This window comes from Parabacteroides sp. PM6-13, assembly GCF_029892605.1.
GTDB lineage: Bacteria > Bacteroidota > Bacteroidia > Bacteroidales > Tannerellaceae > QVMG01.
This window is the reverse complement of record NZ_JARXWF010000003.1, coordinates 144,604-166,397: the sequence shown is the minus strand read 5'-3', so window position 1 is coordinate 166,397 and position 21,794 is coordinate 144,604. Positions and strand designations below refer to the sequence as shown.

Genomic DNA, 21,794 nt, shown 5'->3' with positions numbered 1-21,794 from the left:
GTTTTTAAGGAAATAGACTTTTAATATAGGTACTCAGTATTTCTAATTAAATTTATAAATGAATGAAGCAAGTTAATCTTAGAATCTGTCAAACGATTCTGACCCTAATTGTAGGGTTATTCTTGTCCGTTGGCGCTTACGCACAGGACATTACCGTAAAAGGGCACGTAAAAGACGCCTCGGGAATGGAAGTGATAGGCGCGAATATCGTGGAAAAAGGGAATCCCACCAAGGGAACAATCACCGACTATGATGGTAACTTTACATTAACCGTTCCGAAGGGTACTACGTTAACCATTTCGTATATTGGTTATAAAGCGCAGGAGGTAGTCGTTGATGCACCGACACTGGTGGTTACGCTGCAGGATGACACCGAGGTGTTGAGCGAAGTAGTGGTAATCGGTTATGGGGTAGCCCGTAAAAACGACTTGACCGGTTCGGTCACCGCTATCAAACCGGATGAAATGAATAAAGGGCTTGTAACGACTCCTCAGGATATGTTACAGGGTAAGATCGCCGGTGTGAGTGTGATTAACGGCGGGGGTGAACCCGGTGGTGGAGCGACCATTCGTATCCGTGGGGGATCCTCGTTGAATGCATCTAATGATCCGTTGATTGTGATTGATGGATTGGCCATGGACAGCTATGGCGTACAGGGGCTTTCCAACCCGCTGGCGTTAGTCAACCCGGCTGACATCGAAACCTTCACCGTATTGAAAGATGCTTCTGCTACTGCTATCTATGGTTCGCGTGCATCCAACGGGGTTATCTTAATCACCACCAAGAAAGGACAACGCGATTCCAAACCACGCATTTCGTATAACGGAAATGTGTCGGTCAGCCAAGTGACCAAGAAGGTCGACATGCTGGATGGCAAGGAATATGTGGACTTTGTGCAAAACCTGTATGGCTATACAGACGAAGAGTTCCTGGCCAGCCCGGAATATGCCGCTTTGGGTTATTACGACGCGCAGGGAAATCATTTGTTTGCCAATACAGACTGGCAGGATGAGATCTACCGCACGGCTGTCAGCACCGACCATAACCTGACCATCTCAGGCGGTTTGAAGAATATGCCTTACCGCGTTTCTGTCGGATACACCAACCAGGACGGTATCTTGAAGACTTCCAGCTTTGAGCGTTATACCGCCAGCTTGAATCTTTCTCCCTCTTTTATCGACGACCACTTGAAGATCAACTTCAATGCGAAAGGGATGTATTCAAAAACAACCTATGCCAACACAGGTGCTATCGGGGGAGCCTCTTCCATGGATCCAACCAAACCGGTGTATGGTGGCACTGAGTTTTATGATAAGAACTTCGGTGGCTACTGGCAATGGGCAGAGCCTGTTGACCGCAAAGACCCGGAATGGGGATATCAGATCAACACCCTGGCACCTGTCAATCCGGTTTCTACGCTGAACACCACCTCCGACAAGGGTCGTTCGAAAGTGTTGATGGGTAATTTTGAAGCCGACTATAAGGTACACGGATTGGAAGATCTGCATCTGCATGTGAATGCGGGTATGGACATTGCAACGGGTAAGTCCAATAAGCATTACTCACGTTACAATGAACCCAACTACTATTTCGGTAGTACTGGATGGAACACGCAAGACACCTATAACCTCTCGTTGAATATGTATGCTCAATACATGAAAGACTTCAATGAGAATCATCACTTCGATATCATGGGAGGTTACGAATGGCAACATTTCCATAAGGAAACAGACTATTATTACCAAGGTACCTATCCTATGTCCAGCCTGGAACACCCGGGTGAGATCTACAACCCGTCTGAGAATACGCTTTACAAGACAGAAAACTACCTGGTTTCTTTCTTTGGACGTATGAACTATTCATTAATGGATCGCTATCTGTTTACCTTCACACTGCGTGACGACGGTTCTTCCCGCTTTGCCAAGAAAAACCGTTGGGGCTTGTTCCCATCGGCTGCCTTTGCATGGAAAATTAAGGAAGAGAGCTTCTTGAGAGATGTAGACGCTGTCTCTGATTTGAAACTTCGTGCCGGTTATGGTATGACTGGTCAGCAGGAAGGCATTGGCGACTATACCTATTTCGCTTCCTATACGCCCAACTCGGAAGGTGCTTATTATATGATCCTGGGCGACGGTAGTACCTATCGTCCGGACGCGTACAACAACGATTTGACCTGGGAAAAGACAACAACCTATAATATCGGTCTGGACTGGGGCTTCTTTAACAATCGTTTTACGGCTAATTTCGATTACTACTATCGCAAAACGACAGACCTGATCAATGATGTATATGTAGCTGCCGGTTCAAACTTTAAGAATAAGGTAACCAGCAATATCGGTTCGTTGCACAACCAAGGGTTTGAGTTTGCCATGACCTGGCGGGCTATCCAGCAGAGAGACTGGCGTTGGGAGATCGGATTCAACCTGACACACAACACCAATGAGATCGACGAATTGGTGAAAGGCACCGGCGACCGCTACATTATCCGCCACGGAGGTATTGCCGTAGGTGATGCCGGATCAAACGGTATCAAAGGCTGGTCGGTTGGCGAAGCGGTTTCCGCTTTCTATACCTACCAACAAGTATACGATGCGAATGGCCAACCCCTCGAAGGCGAGTTTGTAGACCGTGACGGAAATGGTATCATCAACGACAACGACCGCTATTTCTATAAGAAAGCCGACGCTGATGTGTTGATGGGATTGACCTCAAAGCTGATCTATAAGAATTGGGACTTCAACTTCTCACTACGCGCCAGCTTAGGCAATTACGCCTATAATGCTGTCGACTGTAACCGTTCCAACCTGTCTGTTTCCGGTATCTATTCCGGAAGTGCCTGGCATAATATTCCGCAAATGGCTATTGATAAGAACTGGAAGAATGTTTCCAGCATGGATGCTCTTTCTGATTACTTTATTCAGAACGCCTCTTTCCTGAAGTGCGATAATATCACGTTAGGTTATTCTTTCGACAAACTGTTCGGACAGAATATCAGTGGACGTACCTACCTGACGGCGCAGAATGTATTTACCATCTCTAAGTACAAAGGGATCGATCCGGAAATCAGTGGTGGATACGACGGTAGCATTTACCCGCGTCCTTTTGTTGGTATTTTTGGGCTTAGCCTTAATTTCTAAATCATAAAAACAAGAATAATATGAAATTCAATAGTATAAAATCATTTATTCCGGTTATGGCTCTGGTATTTACCATGGGATTCACCTCTTGCATCGGCGACTTAGATGTGAAACCTATCAATCCGCAACAGACCATGACCCTGAACCAGGAGGCTCTTTTTAATAAGATATACGCCAGCTTCTGTTTGACCGGTCAGAAAGGACCGAGCGACAACGGAGACATTGCCGACATGGACGAAGGTCGTTCCGATTTCTTCCGTATGGCATGGAACCTGAATGAGTTCACCTCAGACGAAGCACACTGGATTTGGCTGACAGATACCGGTATTAGCGAAATGCTTCACAACACCTATGGCGCGAGTGCCGCCTTCTCTATCGGGCTTTACTATCGCCTCTATTTCACCATTTCATTGTGTAACTTCTTCCTCGAACAGGTACCCGACGATGGTGGCGACAGCTCTGTGCAACGGGCGGAAGTACGCTTTATCCGTGCCCTGCAATATTACTATGTGATGGATCTGTATGGCAACGCGGCTTTCACCGAAACCGTATCTTCGGAATTGGCAGAGCGTTATACCCGTTCTCAGTTCTATGACTATATTGAAAAGGAACTGACAGAATGTGAAGCCCTCATGGCTGCACCCGGACAAAACACCTATGGTCGCGTAGACAAGGTAGCTGCCTGGAACCTCTTGTCTCGTCTCTACCTGAATGCCGAAGTATATACCGGAACGGCACAATGGCAAAAAGCCCTGGATTATGCTGGCAAGGTGATCGACAATGGTTATTATCACCTGTGTACGACAGGCACCACCAATCCGGTGACAGGCGAGAAATACTCGGCTTACCAGATGTTGTTCCTGGCCGACAATGATACCAACGGGGCACAATATGAGAATATCTTCCCGGTATTGTTCGACGGTGTAACTTCGAAGAGCTATGGAGGTATGAACTTCCTGATTCTCTCTACCTATAGCTCAACGATGGACGTAAACGTTCCTTCCGGCACCAACTGTAGCTGGGGTAAATGTACACGCGTACGCAAACAATTGCTTGATAAGTTCTACACCTCTGCTCCTCCTACAGGAAAAACGGTAGCCGAGATGACGACGGCAGCCAACGACGACCGGGCTCTGTTCTATGGTGATGGATTCTCTGCTTCGATTGATGACGAGACCGATGCCAATGCCGGCTTTGCCTGTATCAAGTTCCGTAATGTACGTTCCGACGGTCAGTCCAACCAAGTGATTGACTTCGTGAATACCGACCTGGCTCTGTTCCGTATCGCTGAAGCTTACCTGACCTACGCCGAAGCATCTACCCGCTTGAATGGCTCTAACGCGGATGCGAAAGAGAAAATCAACGCGTTGCGTAGCCGCGCCAATGCCGCTCAGAAGAATCTCTATTCACTGGAAGATATTTGTGATGAATGGTCCAGAGAATTCTGGTTTGAAGGCCGTCGCCGCATGGATCTGGTTCGTTTCGGACGTTATGCCGGCCAGGCTGCTTACAAATGGGAATGGATGGGTGGCACCTATGCCGGTGCACAGTTTGCCAATAGTAAAAGTATTTTCGGTCTTCCCGAAAACGACTTGGCAAACAACTCTAATCTGATTCAGAATCCGGGGTATTAATTTAATAAAAGAAGAAACGATGAAAAAATATGTATATGCTTCGTTACTGGCGGGTATCGTACTATTCTCTGCCTGTTCAGACGACAGAGATTCCAACCCGACAGTACAACAGCCCGACTCTTTTGAACTGAATATGCCGGCGTTGGGTGGCAACACGTACGACTTGGAGAGCACCGCTTCCATCAACCTGACATACAAACAACCCGACTACGGGTATACGGCACCTGTTACCTACTACACACAGGTCTCTCTTACCAACACATGGGATGAGGCCACCTCGGCCGATGCCGAAGACGCCACCTACGTGGAGTTGGATGGATCAATGAATGAATGTGAGTTTCCGGCAGAAGCCGTTCAGATCAATAAGGCGATCATGAAACTGGGAAACTATACGGATGAGAGCCAGTTACCCAGCGATCCGATCACCCTCTATGTGAGAATGAGAGCGACCCTCTATTCCGGTTATGAATGTTTCTCGAATGTATTGGAACTCTCTGTTCGTCCCTATTTCGTTGCCCTGATTGCTGCCGATCCTGAACTGTGGTATCTGATTGGCGGTTGCATCGGTGATGGTTCATGGGGATCGGAAATCGGTAAGGCTGTCATGCCTATGTCACCGGTGGAAGGATTCAAATACGATGAAACAACCGGACAAGGCGAATTGGTTTACACCGGCTATTTCCTGAGCTCACAAGGATTCAAGATTGTGAAAGTACCGGGAGCCTGGGACGAACAATGGGGAGGTGAAAACAATGACATCACCAAGCCGTATAAGAAAGATGCCGATGGAGAAGGTGGTGACTTCAAAGTACCTGCCGACGGATACTACCTCATCACGTTGAATACAAAGAGCAACACACTCTCTATCGTGGCTACGGATGCTCCGAAGTACTCCTATGATCACCTATTTATTTCCGGCGACTTCAACGGATGGGCTACTGACATGCAATTGACACCTGTCAATACGGTCGAAGGCGTGATCAACCACAACTGGACATTCGAACTGGATGCGACAGGTGGTGATACGACAGCGAAAATCTTGTACGACGGCTGGTCTCCCAACTGGGGCGCGGCGGAATTCCCCTTTGGCTTTGGTGTCAATGGAGGGCCGAATATTCCTGTCACTGCCGGCAACTATGTAGTGGTCTTTAATGACATTGATGGCTATTATCATTTCTTTAGTAAATAACAATAGAACAATAAAACAATATGAATAAGACATTATTATATGGTTTACTCCTTACATGTGTAACCTTTTTCGGATGTAAAGGAGAGTATGACGATTGGGCAGATCCGCAGGGATTTGAACCGGAAGAAGCCGTTGGCGTTTCTTTGTCGGCCTCCGCGGCTGCGGCCATCAATATGGCAGAGATAGACTCAGAAACAGTCTCGCTGTTTACGCCATCCGCTACGATACCCGAAGGAGCTTCTGTCGTTTCCTATAGCGTGACACTGGATGGAAAAAAGAAGCTGAACGCGGACTTAAGCGGACGTGTTTCTACGGAGGAATTAATTAGTGCCGTGACTGAACTCTATGGCAAACGCCCGGTGGAAAGAACCCTATCGGCTGTAGTGGCCGCCCAGATCAAACAGAACGAAGCTGGTCTGTATACCAAGTCATCGGCTTTCAATGTATTGGTTACCCTGGAGGCGCCTGTTATATCAACGGCTTATTACCTGGTTGGCGATATGGCCGGTTGGGATGCTACAAGTATGATAGCGTTCAACCATAGCGGCAAGGATGTGTATGAAGATCCGATCTTTACGCTCACCTTCACGACTTCGGCTGACAACCAATACTGGAAAATCATCCCGCAGGAGAATGTCGACAATGACTTCTGGGCGAATCCGGGTGTTGTCGGTACAGCGGTAGATGGCGATGCCAGCCTGGAAGGTGCTTTGGTGAATGTAGGAGCGAATGCCGGTAAGATAGAGGCAGCGGGTATGTATAAGATGACCTTGAATATGATGGATTATACCTACACGCTTCAGAAACTCGCTTTCGGAGAATTTGTTTATATCCCGGGGAATCACCAGGATTGGAATCCGGGTAACGCGCCGGCATTACGTGGTGCCTCTTTCGATGGCAAATACGAAGGCTTCTGCTACCTGAATGGCGACTTCAAGTTTACGAAAGAGCGTAACTGGGATGGTGAGTATAACTACAACGACTTTATCACCTTCAGTGAAGGCCTGGCACAAGGCGGCGGTACGAATATCAATATGGCAACAGCAGGACTCTACCAAATGGTGGCTGATGTAGCGAATGGTTCCCTAACAGCGGCAGCCGTGTCCTGGGGTATTATCGGTGACGCAACCGCCGGTGGTTGGGATGCGGATCAGGACATGACCTGGGATGCTGAAAAGAAATGCCTGACAGCCACCTTGACACTGACGGATGGTTCCATCAAATTCCGTGCGAACGATGACTGGGCTATCAACCTGGGTGGCACCACAGACAACCTGTCGCAAGATGGCAATAACCTGTCTGTTACTGCAGGCACCTATTACATCGAGCTCTATCTGGAACGTACCGATTCAGAGAATATGTATTGCACAATAACGAAGCAATAAAAAACAACGTTTAGGTTATTTATCCGGGGGCTTTTCCTCTTGAGGATTAGCCCCCTTTTTAATAAAATTCTATCATGAGAAAAAATAATCTGATTTATCTTTTTCTCCTTAGCCTACTATCCTTAAACGCTCAGGTCAGTAGCACCCCCGCCAACTTTTCCGATAAAGATATTATAGAGGTTATCTTCAACGCTGCCGAAGGATCAAAGGGGTTAATGGGACATACCGGTGATGTATATGCCCATACAGGAGTAATTACCGATAAAAGCAGTACCAACCAGGATTGGAAATATGCTCCGACCTGGGGAGATAACAGCGAGAAATATAAACTAACCTCCCTGGGTGACAACCGCTGGAAGCTATCTATCACCCCGGATGTTCGTGCCTATTATGGCGTTCCAGAAGGAGAAAAGATCCTGAAACTGGCATTTGTCTTCCGCAGCGCGGACACGAAAAAAGAGGGAAAAGGGCCGGGTAACAGCGATTTGTTCCTGAACCTGAACGAAGAGGCTTTCACCCCGGCAGCACCTGTCACGAAAGAGCGGCCTAAAGGAATCACGGACGGTATCAACTATATCGACAACCAAACCGTCACTCTATTGATCTATGCTCCCGGGAAAAAACATATTCACCTGATGGGTGACTTCAACGACTGGAAGAAAGACAATGCCTATCAGTTATATAAAGACGGTGATTACTGGTGGTACACCCTGACCGGGTTGGAGAAAGGAAAGGAATATGGTTTTCAATACCTTATTGACAACTCCTTTAAGATTGGCGACGCCTATTGCGAAAAGATTTTAGATCCGCGCTTTGATGGTGAAATAGCCGCCTCCACCTATCCAAACCTAAAACCCTATCCCAACGAAACGGAAGATATCGTCTCCGTTTTGCAACCGGGCAAACAAGCTTACAATTGGAAAACCAAAGATTTCCAAACACCGGCTAAAGAAGAACTGGTCATATACGAATTACTTATACGCGACTTCACGGAGGAAGGGACGATTGCCGCTGTGCAGGAAAAGCTGGACTATATCAAAGCGCTGGGTGTGAACGCAATCGAATTGATGCCTATCCAGGAGTTCGACAGCAACGACAGCTGGGGATATAATCCCTGCTTCTACTTTGCACCCGATAAAGCCTATGGCACACCGGATGCCTATAAAGCCTTTATCGACGAAGCGCACCGCAGAGGCATGGCTGTTATCTTAGACGTGGTGTTCAATCATGCCACCGGACAGCATCCTTTTGCACGGCTCTATTGGGAGGGAGATGCCCCGGCAGCCAATAATCCCTGGTTCAACGTGACGGCTCCCCATCCTTACAATGTATTCAACGACTTCAACCATGAACAGGCCCGCACAAAAGATTTCTTCAAACGGGTATTAAGCTATTGGCTGGAAGAATACAAGGTAGATGGTTTCCGCTTCGACCTGACCAAAGGCTTCACGCAAAAGCAATCGACGGAAGCTACCGCCAGCAACTATGATGCCTCCCGGGTTGCTATACTTAAGAATTACAACGACCACATCAAAGGAGTCAAGCAAGATGCGATTGTGATCTTCGAGCATTTCTGCGACACGCGCGAAGAATTGGAACTGGCGCAAGACGGTGCCCTGTTGTGGAACAACCTGAACAAGGCATATGCCGAAAGCAATATGGGTTGGAAAAACGCCGAAAGCAGCTTGAACCGGGGAAGCTATACCGATCGTAATTGGACCATTCCGGCCTTGATGACCTATAGCGAAAGCCATGACGAGGAACGCCTGATGTATAAGATGCAGCAGTATGGCAACTGGACCATGAAAGCCGACAAAGCCCTGCGTATGCAACGGGCTGCCCTGGGAGCCGCCTTCCTGTTCTGCACGCCGGGACCTAAAATGATCTGGCAGTTTGGAGAAATAGGCTACGATATTTCCATCGATCAGAATGGCCGGACAGGCAAGAAACCGGTCTTATGGGAATATTACGACGAACCGGAACGCAAAGAGTTGTATAACACCTACAGCGCATTGATCGACTTCCGTATGGAGAACCCCGACCTGTTTATTTCGCCAACGAAGATAACCATGCAGACCACGGGCAACGACTGGGATAATGGGCGGGCTATTCGCCTGGAAGGTAAAGACAGAGATCTTGTGCTCTTAGGAAACTTCACGGAGAAAGAGATCGAAGTAGCTCCCGGGTTTACTCAGAGCGGAAACTGGGATGTCCTGTTCTCAGAGACGCCTTACGTCGTTACCGAAGAGACCAAAAACAAAAAAGTAACGCTTCCGCCTCACTCGTTCAGGTTGTATTCCATCGACAAAAAAACATCCGGCACAATCGGCATCGATGCCGGAGAAGAGAAGCCCGATTGGCAATACGACCCCATCACCGAAGAGTTCTCCGTGCCCTCCACACATACCGTCGATGAAATTCATCTGTACACCGTCAGCGGCGCCAAGGTGGGAGAATGGAAACAAACCAACAGTTGCCTACTTCAACCATTTGCATCTGATATCTATATCCTGCAGATAAAAACGGGAGGCAAACTGTACACCCATAAATTTATCAAACCATAACGTACTATTAATTTCAACTATTTCAACTATGTTTTCAAAAAGTAAAATGGCAGGCGCAGTAGGCCTCTGCCTATGTTGTGCGACAAGCTTTGCACAAACACTCACTTCGCCCAATGGCGAGTTTGAAATGAATTTTTCTTTACAAGATAAAGGAGTTCCGACCTATTCCTTGCAATATAAAGGGAAAGAAGTAATCAAAACCAGCCGCCTCGGATTGGAACTAATTCCGGAAGCCGCCTCGCGCGAGTTTTGGGATTTCGAACCGGAAGGCAAAGTACATCCGATGGCCGATGCGCGCACCTCGCTCTACGACGGGTTCGAGGTGGCCGATGTGACCACCGCCACCTTCGACGAGAGCTGGCAACCGGTTTGGGGAGAGACCAAGGATATCCGCAACCATTACAACGAATTGGCTATCCTGTTAAATCAGCCCACTACCGAGCGTCAGCTATTGATACGCTTTCGCCTGTTCGACGATGGATTGGGCTTCCGCTATGAGTTTCCGCAGCAGAAAAACCTCGTTTATTTTGTCCTGAAAGAAGAGCGTACCCAGTTTGCCATGACCGGCGACCACAAAGCGATTTGGCTGCCCGGCGACTACGACACCCAGGAGTACGACTATACCACTTCACGGCTGTCGGAGATCCGCGGCTTGATGCAAACGGCCATTACCCCCAACTCGTCACAAACCCCTTTCTCGCAAACGGGTGTACAAACCGCTTTGATGATGAAATCGGCTGAAGGCATCTATATCAACCTGCACGAAGCAGCCTTGATCAATTACTCCTGCATGCACCTGGATCTGGATGATACAAACTTCATCTTTGAATCCCACCTGACACCCGATGCCAAGGGGAATAAAGGCTACCTGCAAGCACCATGCGTTTCCCCATGGCGTACCATCATCGTCAGCGACGACGCGCGCGATATCCTGGCATCTAACATGACACTCAACCTGAATGAGCCCTGTAAGATTGAGGACACCTCATGGATCAAACCGGTTAAATATGTAGGTGTATGGTGGGAAATGATCACAGGAAAGAGCTCCTGGGCATACACCGACGACCTGCCCAGCGTGCAACTGGGCGTGACCGACTACACCCAGGTGAAGCCAAATGGCATCCACGGTGCCACGACAGCCCATGTGAAAGAATACATTGATTTTGCTGCGGAACACGGCATGGACGCAGTCCTTGTCGAGGGCTGGAACGTTGGTTGGGAAGACTGGTTCGGTAACTCCAAAGATTATGTGTTCGATTTTGTAACTCCTTATCCCGATTTCAACGTAATAGAAATCCGCGATTACGCGAAAAGTAAAGGCGTTAAGATGATGATGCACCACGAGACATCCTCTTCCGTACGCAATTACGAACGCCATATGGACAAGGCCTATCAGTTTATGGTCGACAATGGATACACTTCGCTTAAGAGTGGCTATGTGGGTGATATGATCCCGCGCGGTGAGCACCATTACGGTCAGTGGATGAACAACCATTACCTCTATGCTGTTCAGAAAGCGGCCGAATACAAAATCATGGTAAACGCCCATGAAGCCGTACGTCCAACAGGTATTTGCCGCACATGGCCCAACCTGATCGGCAACGAATCCGCACGCGGAACGGAATACCAGGCGTTCGGTGGTAGCAATGCCAACCACGTAACCATCCTCCCTTTCACCCGTCTACTCGGCGGTCCGATGGACTATACACCCGGTATCTTTGAGATGGATATCGAGAAGATCAATCCGAACAACACCTCGCACGTGAACTCAACCCTTGCCAACCAGTTGGCTCTCTATGTGACCATGTACAGTCCATTGCAAATGGCCGCCGACCTGATTGAGCATTACCGGCAGTTCCCCGATGCTTTCCAGTTTATCAAAGATGTAGCCCTCGATTGGGACGACAGCCGTTACCTCGAAGCCGAGCCGGGCGAATACATCACAGTTGCCCGCAAAGCCAAAGGCACTAACAATTGGTTTGTGGGGCATGTAACCGGACAGGAGGGACATCGCTCCAACATCAAATTCGACTTCCTGGAGGCCGGCAAGACCTATATCGCGACCATCTACGCCGACGCGAAGGAGGCGCATTATAAAACCAATCCGCAGGCATACACCATCCGCCGGGTCGTTGTCACCAACAAATCGAAACTGACACAACTGTCGGCACCGGGTGGCGGCTATGCCATCAGCATCATCGAAGCCGACAAGGCGCAAACCAAAGGATTGAAAAAGCTATAAACCCAAGAAAGTAAAACACTTTCAAACGGAATATTTAAAGTTGGGGAGCCATGCTCTCCAACTTTTTTTTATCCGGAGATCAGACCAATTCGAAAAAAACAAAACCTTACCGAACATCTGATACAAAAATTTGTTATTAAAAAAGACCTACTATACAGAGATGACTTCTGTATATATACAACCGTTTTTAGGCGACAGCCCGACCCTGGAGTCGGCCAAATATGTTCCGCCTGTTTTTAGAATTAGCGAAAAGCAACAAAAAGAAAAAGAAGATGAGTACGAGAGAATTATTGATGGAAGCCATGAGGCTCAACAACACGAGTGAAGTGTTCGTTCTTCAGAACGTTCCTTTGCTTACAACAGAATATAAATCTATGCTTGAAGCATTTAAAGAAAATCTAACACGTTCCTCTACCAACTGGTACGAGGTTGATAATGTGACAGATGTCAAGCCTTTGATTCGTGTTTTGTACCCTGAATCAAGCGTAATTGGCTCAGCCACATCTGATGTGAGAGGAAACAAAGACCTGAATCACATGTACAATCCATGTGAACTGGAAGAGGTTGATGTTGCGGTCATCCGTGCGGAATTCGGCGTTGCGGAGACTGGTATGCTCTGGGTATCGCAACAGGATATGCCGATCCATGCGTTAGATCATCTGTCTCGTCATTTGGTGATATTATTACATCCCGACCGATTGGTGAAAGATATGCGCGAAGCCTACGAAGAGGTCTACGCGGGAGATATCAACTTCGGCAGCTTTATTTCAGGACCTTTCCCCGGCGGCAGAACAAAGGGCAAACAACGCAAACAACACGGACCGGAATCGGTTACCGTATGTTTCATCTAACGAGTCAAGTATCGTTCTGTTAGTCCTTCAAAAGCATCGATCCGCCGGTCGCGGAAGAACGGCCACCAACGACGCACCTGTTCACTGCGCATTTTGTCGATCTCCACAATGCGGTATTCTTCCTTTTCCTGTGAAAACACCGTCAGTAACTCGCCCTGAGGACCTGCCACAAAACTATTACCCCAAAACTGAATGCCGCGGGTCTGTCCGGAAGGATCCTCCTCATGCCCTACCCGGTTCACAGTGACTACCGGCAATCCATTGGCCACCGCGTGACCACGCTGCACGGTTACCCAGGCATCGAGCTGACGCATCTTCTCTTCCGGAGCGTCGGTACTCTCCCACCCGATGGCTGTCGGGTAAATCAACAGTTCGGCACCCCGCATAGCCATCAAGCGCGCAGCTTCCGGATACCACTGATCCCAACACACCAAGACGCCGAGTCGGCCGACAGAGGTATCGATAGGTTCAAAGCCCAGGTCGCCGGGTGTAAAGTAGAACTTCTCATAATAAGCCGGATCATCGGGGATATGCATCTTACGGTATTTCCCGGCGATCGTTCCATCTTTTTCCATCACCACAGCCGTGTTGTGATACAAACCGGGCGCACGGCGCTCGAACAACGACAACACAATCACCACCCCCAGCTCACGAGCTAATGCCCCATAAGATTCCGTGGAGGGTCCCGGTATCGGTTCCGCCTGATCAAACAAGTCAGGATCTTCTACCTGACAGAAATAAAGCCCATTATGCAATTCCTGCAAAACAATAAGTTCTGCTCCTTCGGCAGCACATGCCCGGATGCGTTCTTGTAACCTGTCTATATTGGCGCGGATATCACCGCTGTTCGCTTGTTGAATAATTCCTACTTTCATACGGCAATTTAGATAAAACCTTGCGGATACTGCATCGTCACACAATGCAGGGATCCGTGTTGTTTGATTAATGGTAAACAATTGATTCCGATCACTTCCCGATCAGGGAAAGCCGCTTGCAAGGCCTTCTTAGCCACCTCGTCGCGAGGGGAATCATAGAAAGGAAGCAGGACAGCATCGTTGATAATCAAAAAATTGGCATAGGTAGCCGGAAGGCGCTCTCCCTCCCACTCGACCTTGTCGGCCATCGGCAGGGCAATCAACCGGTAAGGCGTTCCATCGGTCCGGGTAAAGCCTTTCAGTTCCTCTTCCATCTGCTTCAACTCGTCGTAATGCTCGTCGGCCTCATCTTCACAGCGCACATAGGCTATCGTATCTTCACTGCAGAAACGCGCCAAGGTATCCACATGGCTATCGGTATCATCTCCGGCGAGGTATCCGTGACTCAGCCACAAAACACGCTCCACCCCAAAGAGATCTTTCAGGTGATATTCCAATTGTTCGGGATTCAGATACTCATTGCGGTTCAAGGAAAACAAACACTCTTCGGTGGTAAGCAGCGTCCCCTGCCCATCCGATTCAATACTTCCCCCTTCCAATACGAATGGTTGCATATTGACATAGGCCACCTCTTCCCGGAAAGTCTCCGACAGAAACAGCTGACGGGTGATCTGATTATCTTTATCGGCCGGAAACTTCATGCCCCAACCGTTGAATACAAAGTCATAAACCGAAGGAACTCCGCCATCGAACACAGAGATGCCCCCATGGTCGCGTGCCCAAGTATCGTTCGATTCTATTTCACGAACGATCAGGCGTGAGTCGTCGATATCGCCTAACTGGTTGCGCAGGAGCTGTTCGTCCCGGCAAACAACCACTAATTTTTCACGTTTGAGTATCTCATGGGCTATCGCCACGAAGCAGGGAATGACCTCATCCAGGATAGGTGCCCAATCGGTATCTTCATGCGGCCAGGTCAGTTGCACAGCACTTTGCGGATACCACTCCGCGGGAAACAGGATGGATTCTTTTAACATCAGCTTTGTTCTTTTACGTTTTCAGACGTAAAAGTAGTTATTTCCGCTTAAGAATTAAAATCCTTCAATTGGATCTGCAATTCTTTACGCGCAAAGAAAATGCGACTCTTGATCGTTCCCAGAGGCATATCCAGCCGATCGGCTATCTCGTGGTATTTGTAACCTCCCAGGTAGAGCTGGAAAGGCACCCGCAAATCATCACTCAGGTTCTCTACAACTTGATTGATCTCACTCAGCTGATACGAGCCTTCCGGTGAGTCAAGCGGTGATTCACTCAAGACATGCAGATTATACAGATCGGCATGCGCATCGATCACCGTTTGTTTGCGCACCACCTTGTGGTAATTGTTGATAAAGATATTACGCATCACGGTCAACACCCAGCCTTTGAGGTTGTAATTGTCGGTAAATTTATCCTGACTATCCAGGACTTTCAGCGTGGTATCTTGTAACAGATCTTCAGCATCTTCTCTATCTGCGGTTAAGGACAAGGCAAAATTGTACATATTGCGTTGTAAGCCGATAATTTCTTGTTGGAATTCTTTTGTATTCATAAGTTTTACCTTTTGCTTTTCTTTATGTCACAAAGATAAGGTGGCTTTATGCGCTTGTCAAACAGATATTTTTTATATACTTATATAGGAAATCTATCAGCCCCCTCCCGATAGTTGTTGGCCGAGCATGGTCGGCCAAATGGCTGAGCGAGGTAAACCAATTGGCTGAGCATGGTCAGCCAATTGGTCGACCATGCTCAGCCAACAACTTCTCCCAGTGAAAAAACAGGGATTCCATGAAATAGAAAGGGAATATCGATGGATTTTGAAGATTTTAACAGATCAATATCGCTGCCCCGTGGAAATAATCCTATTTTTGTGGTTATTCTCAAAAAAATCTAAGTATTATGCAAAACAGACGTGATTTTCTAAAGCAAGCCTCCTTATTGCTTGCCGGAGGTATAGTGGCTCCAAAGCTCTTATCATCGTGTGCCGCCGGTACTCCCGGGAAACACATGGGGCTGCAATTGTACTCCTTGCGCGAAATGGTTAAGGATGCTGGTATCCAACCGGTCATCGAAGCCGTAGCCAAGATGGGTTACACACATGTGGAAACCGCCAACTATAGCGATGGCAAAGTCTATGGCTTAGCTCCTGCCGAATTCAAAAAGCTATGCGATGATAATGGTCTGAAATGCACCAGCGCCCACCTGGGACAGTCGTTCAGTAAAGAGAAAGAGGCAGAAGTCATGGCCTGGTGGGACAAAGCGATCGAAACATACGACCAGATCGGTGTGAAATATATGGTACAGCCCTCTATGCCGGTGAACAATGAAACGACGTTGGACGATATAAAAATGTATTGCGACTATTTCAGCGCGGTAGGTTATAAAACGGCTGCGGCAAGCATTGCCTTTGGTTATCATAACCATTCATTTGAATTCAGAAAGATTGACGATCAGTTGATCTATGACTATATGCTGAACAACGTAAGCAAAAACCATTGCTTCTTCCAATTGGATGTTTACTGGTGTCAACAAGGTGGATACGATCCGGTGGAATACCTGAAAAAACATGCCGACCAGTTCAAGAATATCCATATCAAAGACGCCAAAGAGATTGGCGCCAGTGGTCAGATGAACTTCGAGGCAATATTCAACCAGATGAAGGCTAACAACGTCAAAGACTGGTATGTGGAAGTGGAACAGTACACCAACAACAACCCGGTGGAAAGCGTACAGCAAAGCTATGATTTCCTGAAAGAGGCCAAGTACGTTTACTAATACAACTAACATAAAAAGAAACGTCCTTACGACACGAAGTCATAAGGACGTTTCTTTTTATATAAACTTCTCCTTAGTAATTACTATAAAGATACCGCTTAATGCTCTTCTTGGGTGTCTTCTCAAACTCGGTCGGATAGAGCTGGATGGCCGACACCGATTCGTAAGGCGCCAGCAGTTTATTCAACTCCTCTTTATTGCGATTCATAATAACCCCCAGGTCGTCATGCGAGAGTCCCGTTTGGTCGACCGCTTCATAATCAGGATAAACCAATCCGACCAGCTTGCCGTTTTTCTCCACCACGACACTCTCCATTACAAAAGGCAGGTTATTGAGTTTCGATTCGATCTCTTCCGGATAGATATTCTGCCCGCTGGCTCCGAGTATCATAGTCTTACTACGGCCTCTGATATAAATGCGGTTGCCTTTATCGATCGTGCCCAGGTCACCTGTCTTCAACCAACCGTCTTTGGTGAATACGTTGTTGGTCGCTTCATCGTTTTTATAATAACCCGACATCACGTTTTCGCCTTTCACCTGGATCTCGCCAACCTTTTCGTATGGGTCGTCCGAATCGATACGCACCTGCATAATGCCTTTCAACACCTGCCCGCAGGATCCGGGGACAAATTCTTTGTTATTGTCGTAACTGATCAGCGGGCCACATTCGGTCATGCCATAGCCAATCGTAAAGGGGAATTTGATTTTGTAAAGAAAATCGGTCACCTCCTGATTCATGGCTGCCCCACCAACAATCACTTCGCGGAAACGTCCACCCATCGCATCTATCAGGCTCTTGCGGATCTGCGCATAAATGCGGGTATCCAACAACGGGATATTCAATGCCAGCTTCAAGGTGCGCTTATTCAGTTGGGGAAGGATCATTTTCTTGTAGATCTTTTCCAGGATAAGCGGCACGGTAATGATCAGATTCGGTTTGATCTCATCAAAAGCTTTCAACAGAATCTTGGGCGAAGGCACTTTGCCAAGTATATAGACATGGGCGCCAACGGCCAGCGGCACTAAGAAATTGAACGCACAGCTATAGGCATGAGCCAACGGAAGGAAACAGATCATCCGCTCGCTACGGAAGATAACATCCAATGTTTTGGCATAGGTCACGTTTCCCGCCAGGTTATTGCCTGTCAGCATCACGCCTTTACTGAATCCGGTAGTGCCGGAGGTGTAATTGAGCAACACCACCTTATCGTTCTCCAATTCGGCATATTTGATGTTCTCACGGGTGAATCCTTTCGGATAATAGACACGCATTTTATCGTCCAAAGCGAGCATCAATTTCTGGATCTGTTCGCCATCGCGCTGATGCAAACAACGGTAGTCGGAAAGCGAAAAGACAGCTCGCAGGTTGTCGATCTTATCCTCTTCCAGCGAATCCCAAATGCGATCGCTCACAAACAGGAAGGTCGACTCGGAATGGTTGATAATATGATGGATATCATTCGCACTGAAATCCTGCAGGATGGGAACGATAATGGCACCATAGGTAACGGCAGCCATATACACAATGCACCAACGGGAGCAGTCTTTTCCGACCAACGCAATCTTATCTCCCCGCCTGATCTGGCACTCCTGAAAGATAATATGCATACGGGCAATATCCTTTGCCATATCACCATAGGTGAATGTTTTGTTCTTGCTGTAGTCCGTTAAGGCTGGTAAGTCCCAATTTTCTTTGAAGCTCTCTTCATAGAGCTTAATAAAGTTTTCTTGTATCATAGCACAAATATGATAAATTTGTGCAAAAGTAGAGACAAAAGGGCAGATATACAACTAAAAAGGGGAGGAATAAATATCCTTTTGCGTAACTTTGCCGGGAAATTTGCATGTGATGATAGATAAGACAATATTCGAATATAAGACAGCCGCTTACTACACTTTAGGCTGTAAACTCAATTTTGCCGAAACATCCACCATAGGAAAAACGCTGGCTGAAAACGGCATTCGCAAGGCTCGTCCGGGAGAAAAGGCAGACATCTGTGTGATCAATACCTGCTCCGTAACTGAACTGGCCGATAAGAAATGCCGCCAGGCTATCCGCCGGATCGGCAAACAACATCCGGGTGCCTTTATGGTGGTGACCGGTTGTTACGCCCAACTCAAACCGGAAGAGGTTTCGCACATCGAGGGCGTCGACCTGGTACTGGGCACAGAGCAAAAGCTCGACATCCTGAAATATATCCAAAACAGAGATGAAGAGGCTACGCCCATCGTTTCTACCCAATCAAAAGAGATACGCACCTTCTCACCCTCCTGCTCGGCGGACGACCGCACACGTCATTTCCTGAAAGTGCAGGATGGATGCGATTATTTCTGCTCGTACTGTACCATTCCGTTTGCCCGGGGTCGCAGTCGCAACGGCTCGATCGAAAGCCTGGTCAAACAGGCGGAAAAGGTGGCCCGAAGCGGTGGCAAAGAGATCGTGCTCAGCGGAGTGAATATTGGCGACTTCGGCAAAACAACCAGCGAAAGCTTTATCGATCTGTTGCGCGCCCTCGACCGGGTGGAAGGAATCGAACGCTACCGCATCTCCTCGATCGAACCAAACCTGATTACGGATGAAGCCATTGATTTTGTAGCAGCAAGTCGTCGTTTCGCGCCTCACTTCCATATTCCATTGCAAAGCGGAAGCGACGAGGTATTGCGCCTGATGCGTCGCCGCTACGATACGGCACTTTTTCGGCATAAAATAGAAAAGATTAAATCGGTTATCCCCCACGCTTTTATCGGGGTGGATGTGATTGTAGGCACACGGGGTGAGACGGATGAGCTCTTTGAAGAGACACGTCTTTTCCTCGAAGAGCTGCCGGTCAGCCAGCTTCACGTATTCAGTTACTCCGAACGGGCTGGCACACAGGCATTGAAAATAGAGTATGTAGTCGATCCGCAAACCAAGCATCGTCGCAGTCAGACGCTGCTCGATATCTCAGACCGCAAATGGCACGCGTTCTATGAGCAACACATCGGCCAACCGGCGAAGGTTTTGTTCGAGCATACCCGCAAGAACAATCGGATGTATGGCTTCACAGAAAACTACATCAAGGTAGAAACGGAATATAAGAAAGAGTGGGTCAATCAGGTTCAACCGATTCTGTTAGCCGGTTGGAATGACGAGAGGAATGCCCTGTTGATTAAAGAAGCATAACACGTATGGGAACGAAGATACAATATGCCCTGTTATACACCTGGGTAAAGCTGCATGCTTTGCTGCCGATGCCCCTATTATATATCTGTTCGGATATATTCTATTTCCTGGCTTACCGGGTGGTCGGATACCGCAAAAAGGTGGTTCGCCGGAATATGGCCCATGCTTTTCCGGAAAAAAGTAAAAGCGAATTGCGTCAACTCGAGAAGGAGTTCTACCACCATTTCTGTGACTATATTGTCGAGACCATGAAGCTGGCGCATATCTCTTCCGAGGAATTATTGCGTCATGCCTATATGCGCAACCCGGAACTGGTCGACCAACTGGTCGAAGAAGGTCATACCTGCGTCATTTTTGTGATGGGACATTACGGCAATTGGGAATGGTTTTCGGGCATCTCCACACAGTTCGAGAAAGCCCGGGCGTACAACATCTACCGCCCGCTCACAAATAAAGCGTTCGACAAATTACTGATCGACCTGCGCACCCGCTTCGAGGCCAGAGGCATCAAGAAGAATGATACGATCCGCGAGATGATCCGCCTGAAACAGGAAAAGACCCCTTCGGTGGTGGTTTTCCTGGCAGACCAGACACCCAGTAAAACGAATATCCATTACTGGACCACCTTCCTCAACCAGGATACACCGATGTTTACCGGCGCGGAGCGCATTGCCCGCAAACTGGATCTGCCGGTGGTCTTTGTGGATGTAAAGAAGATAAAGAGAGGTTATTATACCGTCGACCTGGATCTGTTGACCAAAACACCGAAAGAGACGCCGGAGTTCTGGATAACAGAGACCTATGCCCGCAAACTGGAGCAAAGCATTCTCCGCCATCCCGCCTATTGGCTTTGGACGCATAAGCGTTGGAAATATAAACGTAGTGATTTCGAACAAAAATGAAGAAAGTATCCATTGTTATCCTGAACTGGAACGGGAGCGATCTGATGAAGCGCTTCCTCCCGTCTGTCGTGGCGCATAGCCCGGAAGAGATAGCGGAAATTGTCGTGGCTGACAATGGTTCCACCGACGATTCGCTCGCGATGTTGGCAAAAGAGTTTCCCGGAGTGCGTGTCATTGAGCTAAAAGAGAACTACGGATTCGCCGAAGGATACAACCGCGCCCTGAAGGAGATCACAACGCCCTATACGGTATTACTAAACAGCGACGTGGAGGTCACACCCCATTGGTTGGAAGCGCCCTTGAAAGCATTGGATGCAGAGCAGGAGATCGCCGCCGTACAGCCTAAAATACTGGCGGAGAAAGAACGGGACTGTTTTGAATACGCCGGCGCTTCCGGAGGTTTTATCGACCGATACGGATATCCTTTTTGCCGGGGCCGGATGTTTCATGTAGTAGAAAAAGACGAAGGACAATACGATACACCTTGTGATATTTTATGGGGAAGCGGCGCAGCTCTCTTTATCCGCACGGATGTATACCGGAAAGAGGGTGGATTGGATGCCGGTTTCTTTGCCCATCAGGAAGAGATCGACCTCTGCTGGCGCCTGCGCACAAGGGGTTACCGCCTGGTCTGCCTGCCCGATTCGGTGGTCTATCATGTCGGAGGAGCCACACTCAACCAGGCGAACCCGCGTAAGACCTTTCTTAATTTCCGCAACAACCTCCTAATGCTCTACAAAAACCTACCGGAAGAACGACTGCGCACCACCATGCGTCTCCGCTTCTGGCTCGATTACCTGGCGGCTATTCAGTTCCTGTTGACAGGACAGTTCGCCAATGTCCGGGCAGTCTATCGGGCACGCAAAGCGTTTCGTAAGCTACGCGCCGATTACCTGCCGCTACGTCAGGAAAACCTGCAGAAAGCTACCGTTCCTTTTCCGCCGGAGATACTTTCCAAAAGCCTGTTGGCCTCTTTCTACCTGAAAGGGAAAAAGAGATACGAGGAAATCGATTTCTTATAACTATCTTTACACATA

Annotated in this window: 15 protein-coding genes; 11 read left to right on the top strand and 4 right to left on the bottom strand. The window is 48.1% G+C overall.

Going from position 1 to position 21,794, the window contains the following annotated elements; translation table 11 throughout:
- Positions 1-62 precede the first annotated feature (62 nt).
- From M2134_RS04210 to M2134_RS04180, 7 genes are all read left to right on the top strand, one after another.
- The gene (locus M2134_RS04210; RefSeq protein WP_280750087.1) at positions 63-3,137 is read left to right on the top strand and encodes a TonB-dependent receptor; all 3,075 of its coding nucleotides are present in this window, start codon (positions 63-65) and stop codon (positions 3,135-3,137) included.
- Positions 3,138-3,157: 20 nt separating this feature from the next.
- Positions 3,158-4,771: a RagB/SusD family nutrient uptake outer membrane protein gene (locus M2134_RS04205; RefSeq protein ID WP_280750086.1), complete on the top strand. Its 1,614-nt coding sequence runs from the start codon at positions 3,158-3,160 to the stop codon at positions 4,769-4,771.
- Between the two features lie 19 nt (positions 4,772-4,790).
- Positions 4,791-5,960, top strand: a complete 1,170-nt coding sequence (locus M2134_RS04200; RefSeq protein WP_280750085.1) for a SusE domain-containing protein — start codon at positions 4,791-4,793, stop codon at positions 5,958-5,960.
- 20 nt (positions 5,961-5,980) lie between these two features.
- On the top strand, positions 5,981-7,345 hold the full coding sequence (locus tag M2134_RS04195) for a DUF5115 domain-containing protein (protein WP_280750084.1): 1,365 nt from the start codon (positions 5,981-5,983) through the stop codon (positions 7,343-7,345).
- 74 nt (positions 7,346-7,419) lie between these two features.
- Positions 7,420-9,909: an alpha-amylase family glycosyl hydrolase gene (locus M2134_RS04190; RefSeq protein ID WP_280750083.1), complete on the top strand. Its 2,490-nt coding sequence runs from the start codon at positions 7,420-7,422 to the stop codon at positions 9,907-9,909.
- 46 nt (positions 9,910-9,955) lie between these two features.
- On the top strand, positions 9,956-12,151 hold the full coding sequence (locus tag M2134_RS04185) for a glycoside hydrolase family 97 protein (RefSeq protein WP_280750082.1): 2,196 nt from the start codon (positions 9,956-9,958) through the stop codon (positions 12,149-12,151).
- Positions 12,152-12,423: 272 nt separating this feature from the next.
- Positions 12,424-13,002: an LUD domain-containing protein gene (locus tag M2134_RS04180; RefSeq protein WP_280750081.1), complete on the top strand. Its 579-nt coding sequence runs from the start codon at positions 12,424-12,426 to the stop codon at positions 13,000-13,002.
- Here M2134_RS04180 and M2134_RS04175 read toward each other — a convergent pair.
- From M2134_RS04175 to M2134_RS04165, 3 genes are read right to left on the bottom strand one after another with little or no spacing between them, the layout of a single operon-like run.
- Positions 12,999-13,877: a carbon-nitrogen hydrolase gene (locus M2134_RS04175; RefSeq protein ID WP_280750080.1), complete on the bottom strand. Its 879-nt coding sequence runs from the start codon at positions 13,875-13,877 to the stop codon at positions 12,999-13,001. The genes M2134_RS04180 and M2134_RS04175 overlap by 4 nt on opposite strands.
- 8 nt (positions 13,878-13,885) lie before the next feature.
- Complete coding sequence (locus tag M2134_RS04170; RefSeq protein ID WP_280750078.1) at positions 13,886-14,914, bottom strand: agmatine deiminase family protein; 1,029 nt, start codon at positions 14,912-14,914, stop codon at positions 13,886-13,888.
- A gap of 47 nt (positions 14,915-14,961) precedes the next feature.
- The gene (locus M2134_RS04165) at positions 14,962-15,468 is read right to left on the bottom strand and encodes an RNA polymerase sigma factor (protein WP_280750077.1); all 507 of its coding nucleotides are present in this window, start codon (positions 15,466-15,468) and stop codon (positions 14,962-14,964) included.
- Between the two features lie 347 nt (positions 15,469-15,815).
- Here M2134_RS04165 and M2134_RS04160 point away from each other — a divergent pair, with 347 nt between their 5' ends.
- Positions 15,816-16,691 carry a sugar phosphate isomerase/epimerase family protein gene (locus M2134_RS04160; protein ID WP_280750076.1) on the top strand — a complete coding sequence of 292 codons (876 nt, stop codon included), beginning with the start codon at positions 15,816-15,818 and terminating at the stop codon, positions 16,689-16,691.
- A gap of 73 nt (positions 16,692-16,764) precedes the next feature.
- Here M2134_RS04160 and M2134_RS04155 read toward each other — a convergent pair whose 3' ends face one another.
- Complete coding sequence (locus tag M2134_RS04155) at positions 16,765-18,429, bottom strand: AMP-binding protein (RefSeq protein WP_280750075.1); 1,665 nt, start codon at positions 18,427-18,429, stop codon at positions 16,765-16,767.
- Between the two features lie 112 nt (positions 18,430-18,541).
- Here M2134_RS04155 and mtaB point away from each other — a divergent pair, with 112 nt between their 5' ends.
- Genes mtaB through M2134_RS04140 form a run of 3 tightly spaced genes read left to right on the top strand, consistent with a single transcriptional unit; the run spans position 18,542 to position 21,779 of the window.
- A complete protein-coding gene (gene mtaB, locus M2134_RS04150; protein WP_280750074.1) occupies positions 18,542-19,855 on the top strand; it encodes a tRNA (N(6)-L-threonylcarbamoyladenosine(37)-C(2))-methylthiotransferase MtaB in 1,314 nt (437 codons plus the stop codon).
- A 5-nt stretch (positions 19,856-19,860) separates the two neighbouring features.
- On the top strand, positions 19,861-20,757 hold the full coding sequence (locus M2134_RS04145; RefSeq protein WP_280750073.1) for a lysophospholipid acyltransferase family protein: 897 nt from the start codon (positions 19,861-19,863) through the stop codon (positions 20,755-20,757).
- A complete protein-coding gene (locus M2134_RS04140; RefSeq protein ID WP_280750072.1) occupies positions 20,754-21,779 on the top strand; it encodes a glycosyltransferase family 2 protein in 1,026 nt (341 codons plus the stop codon). Before M2134_RS04145 ends, M2134_RS04140 begins: the two co-directional genes overlap by 4 nt.
- Positions 21,780-21,794 lie beyond the last annotated feature (15 nt).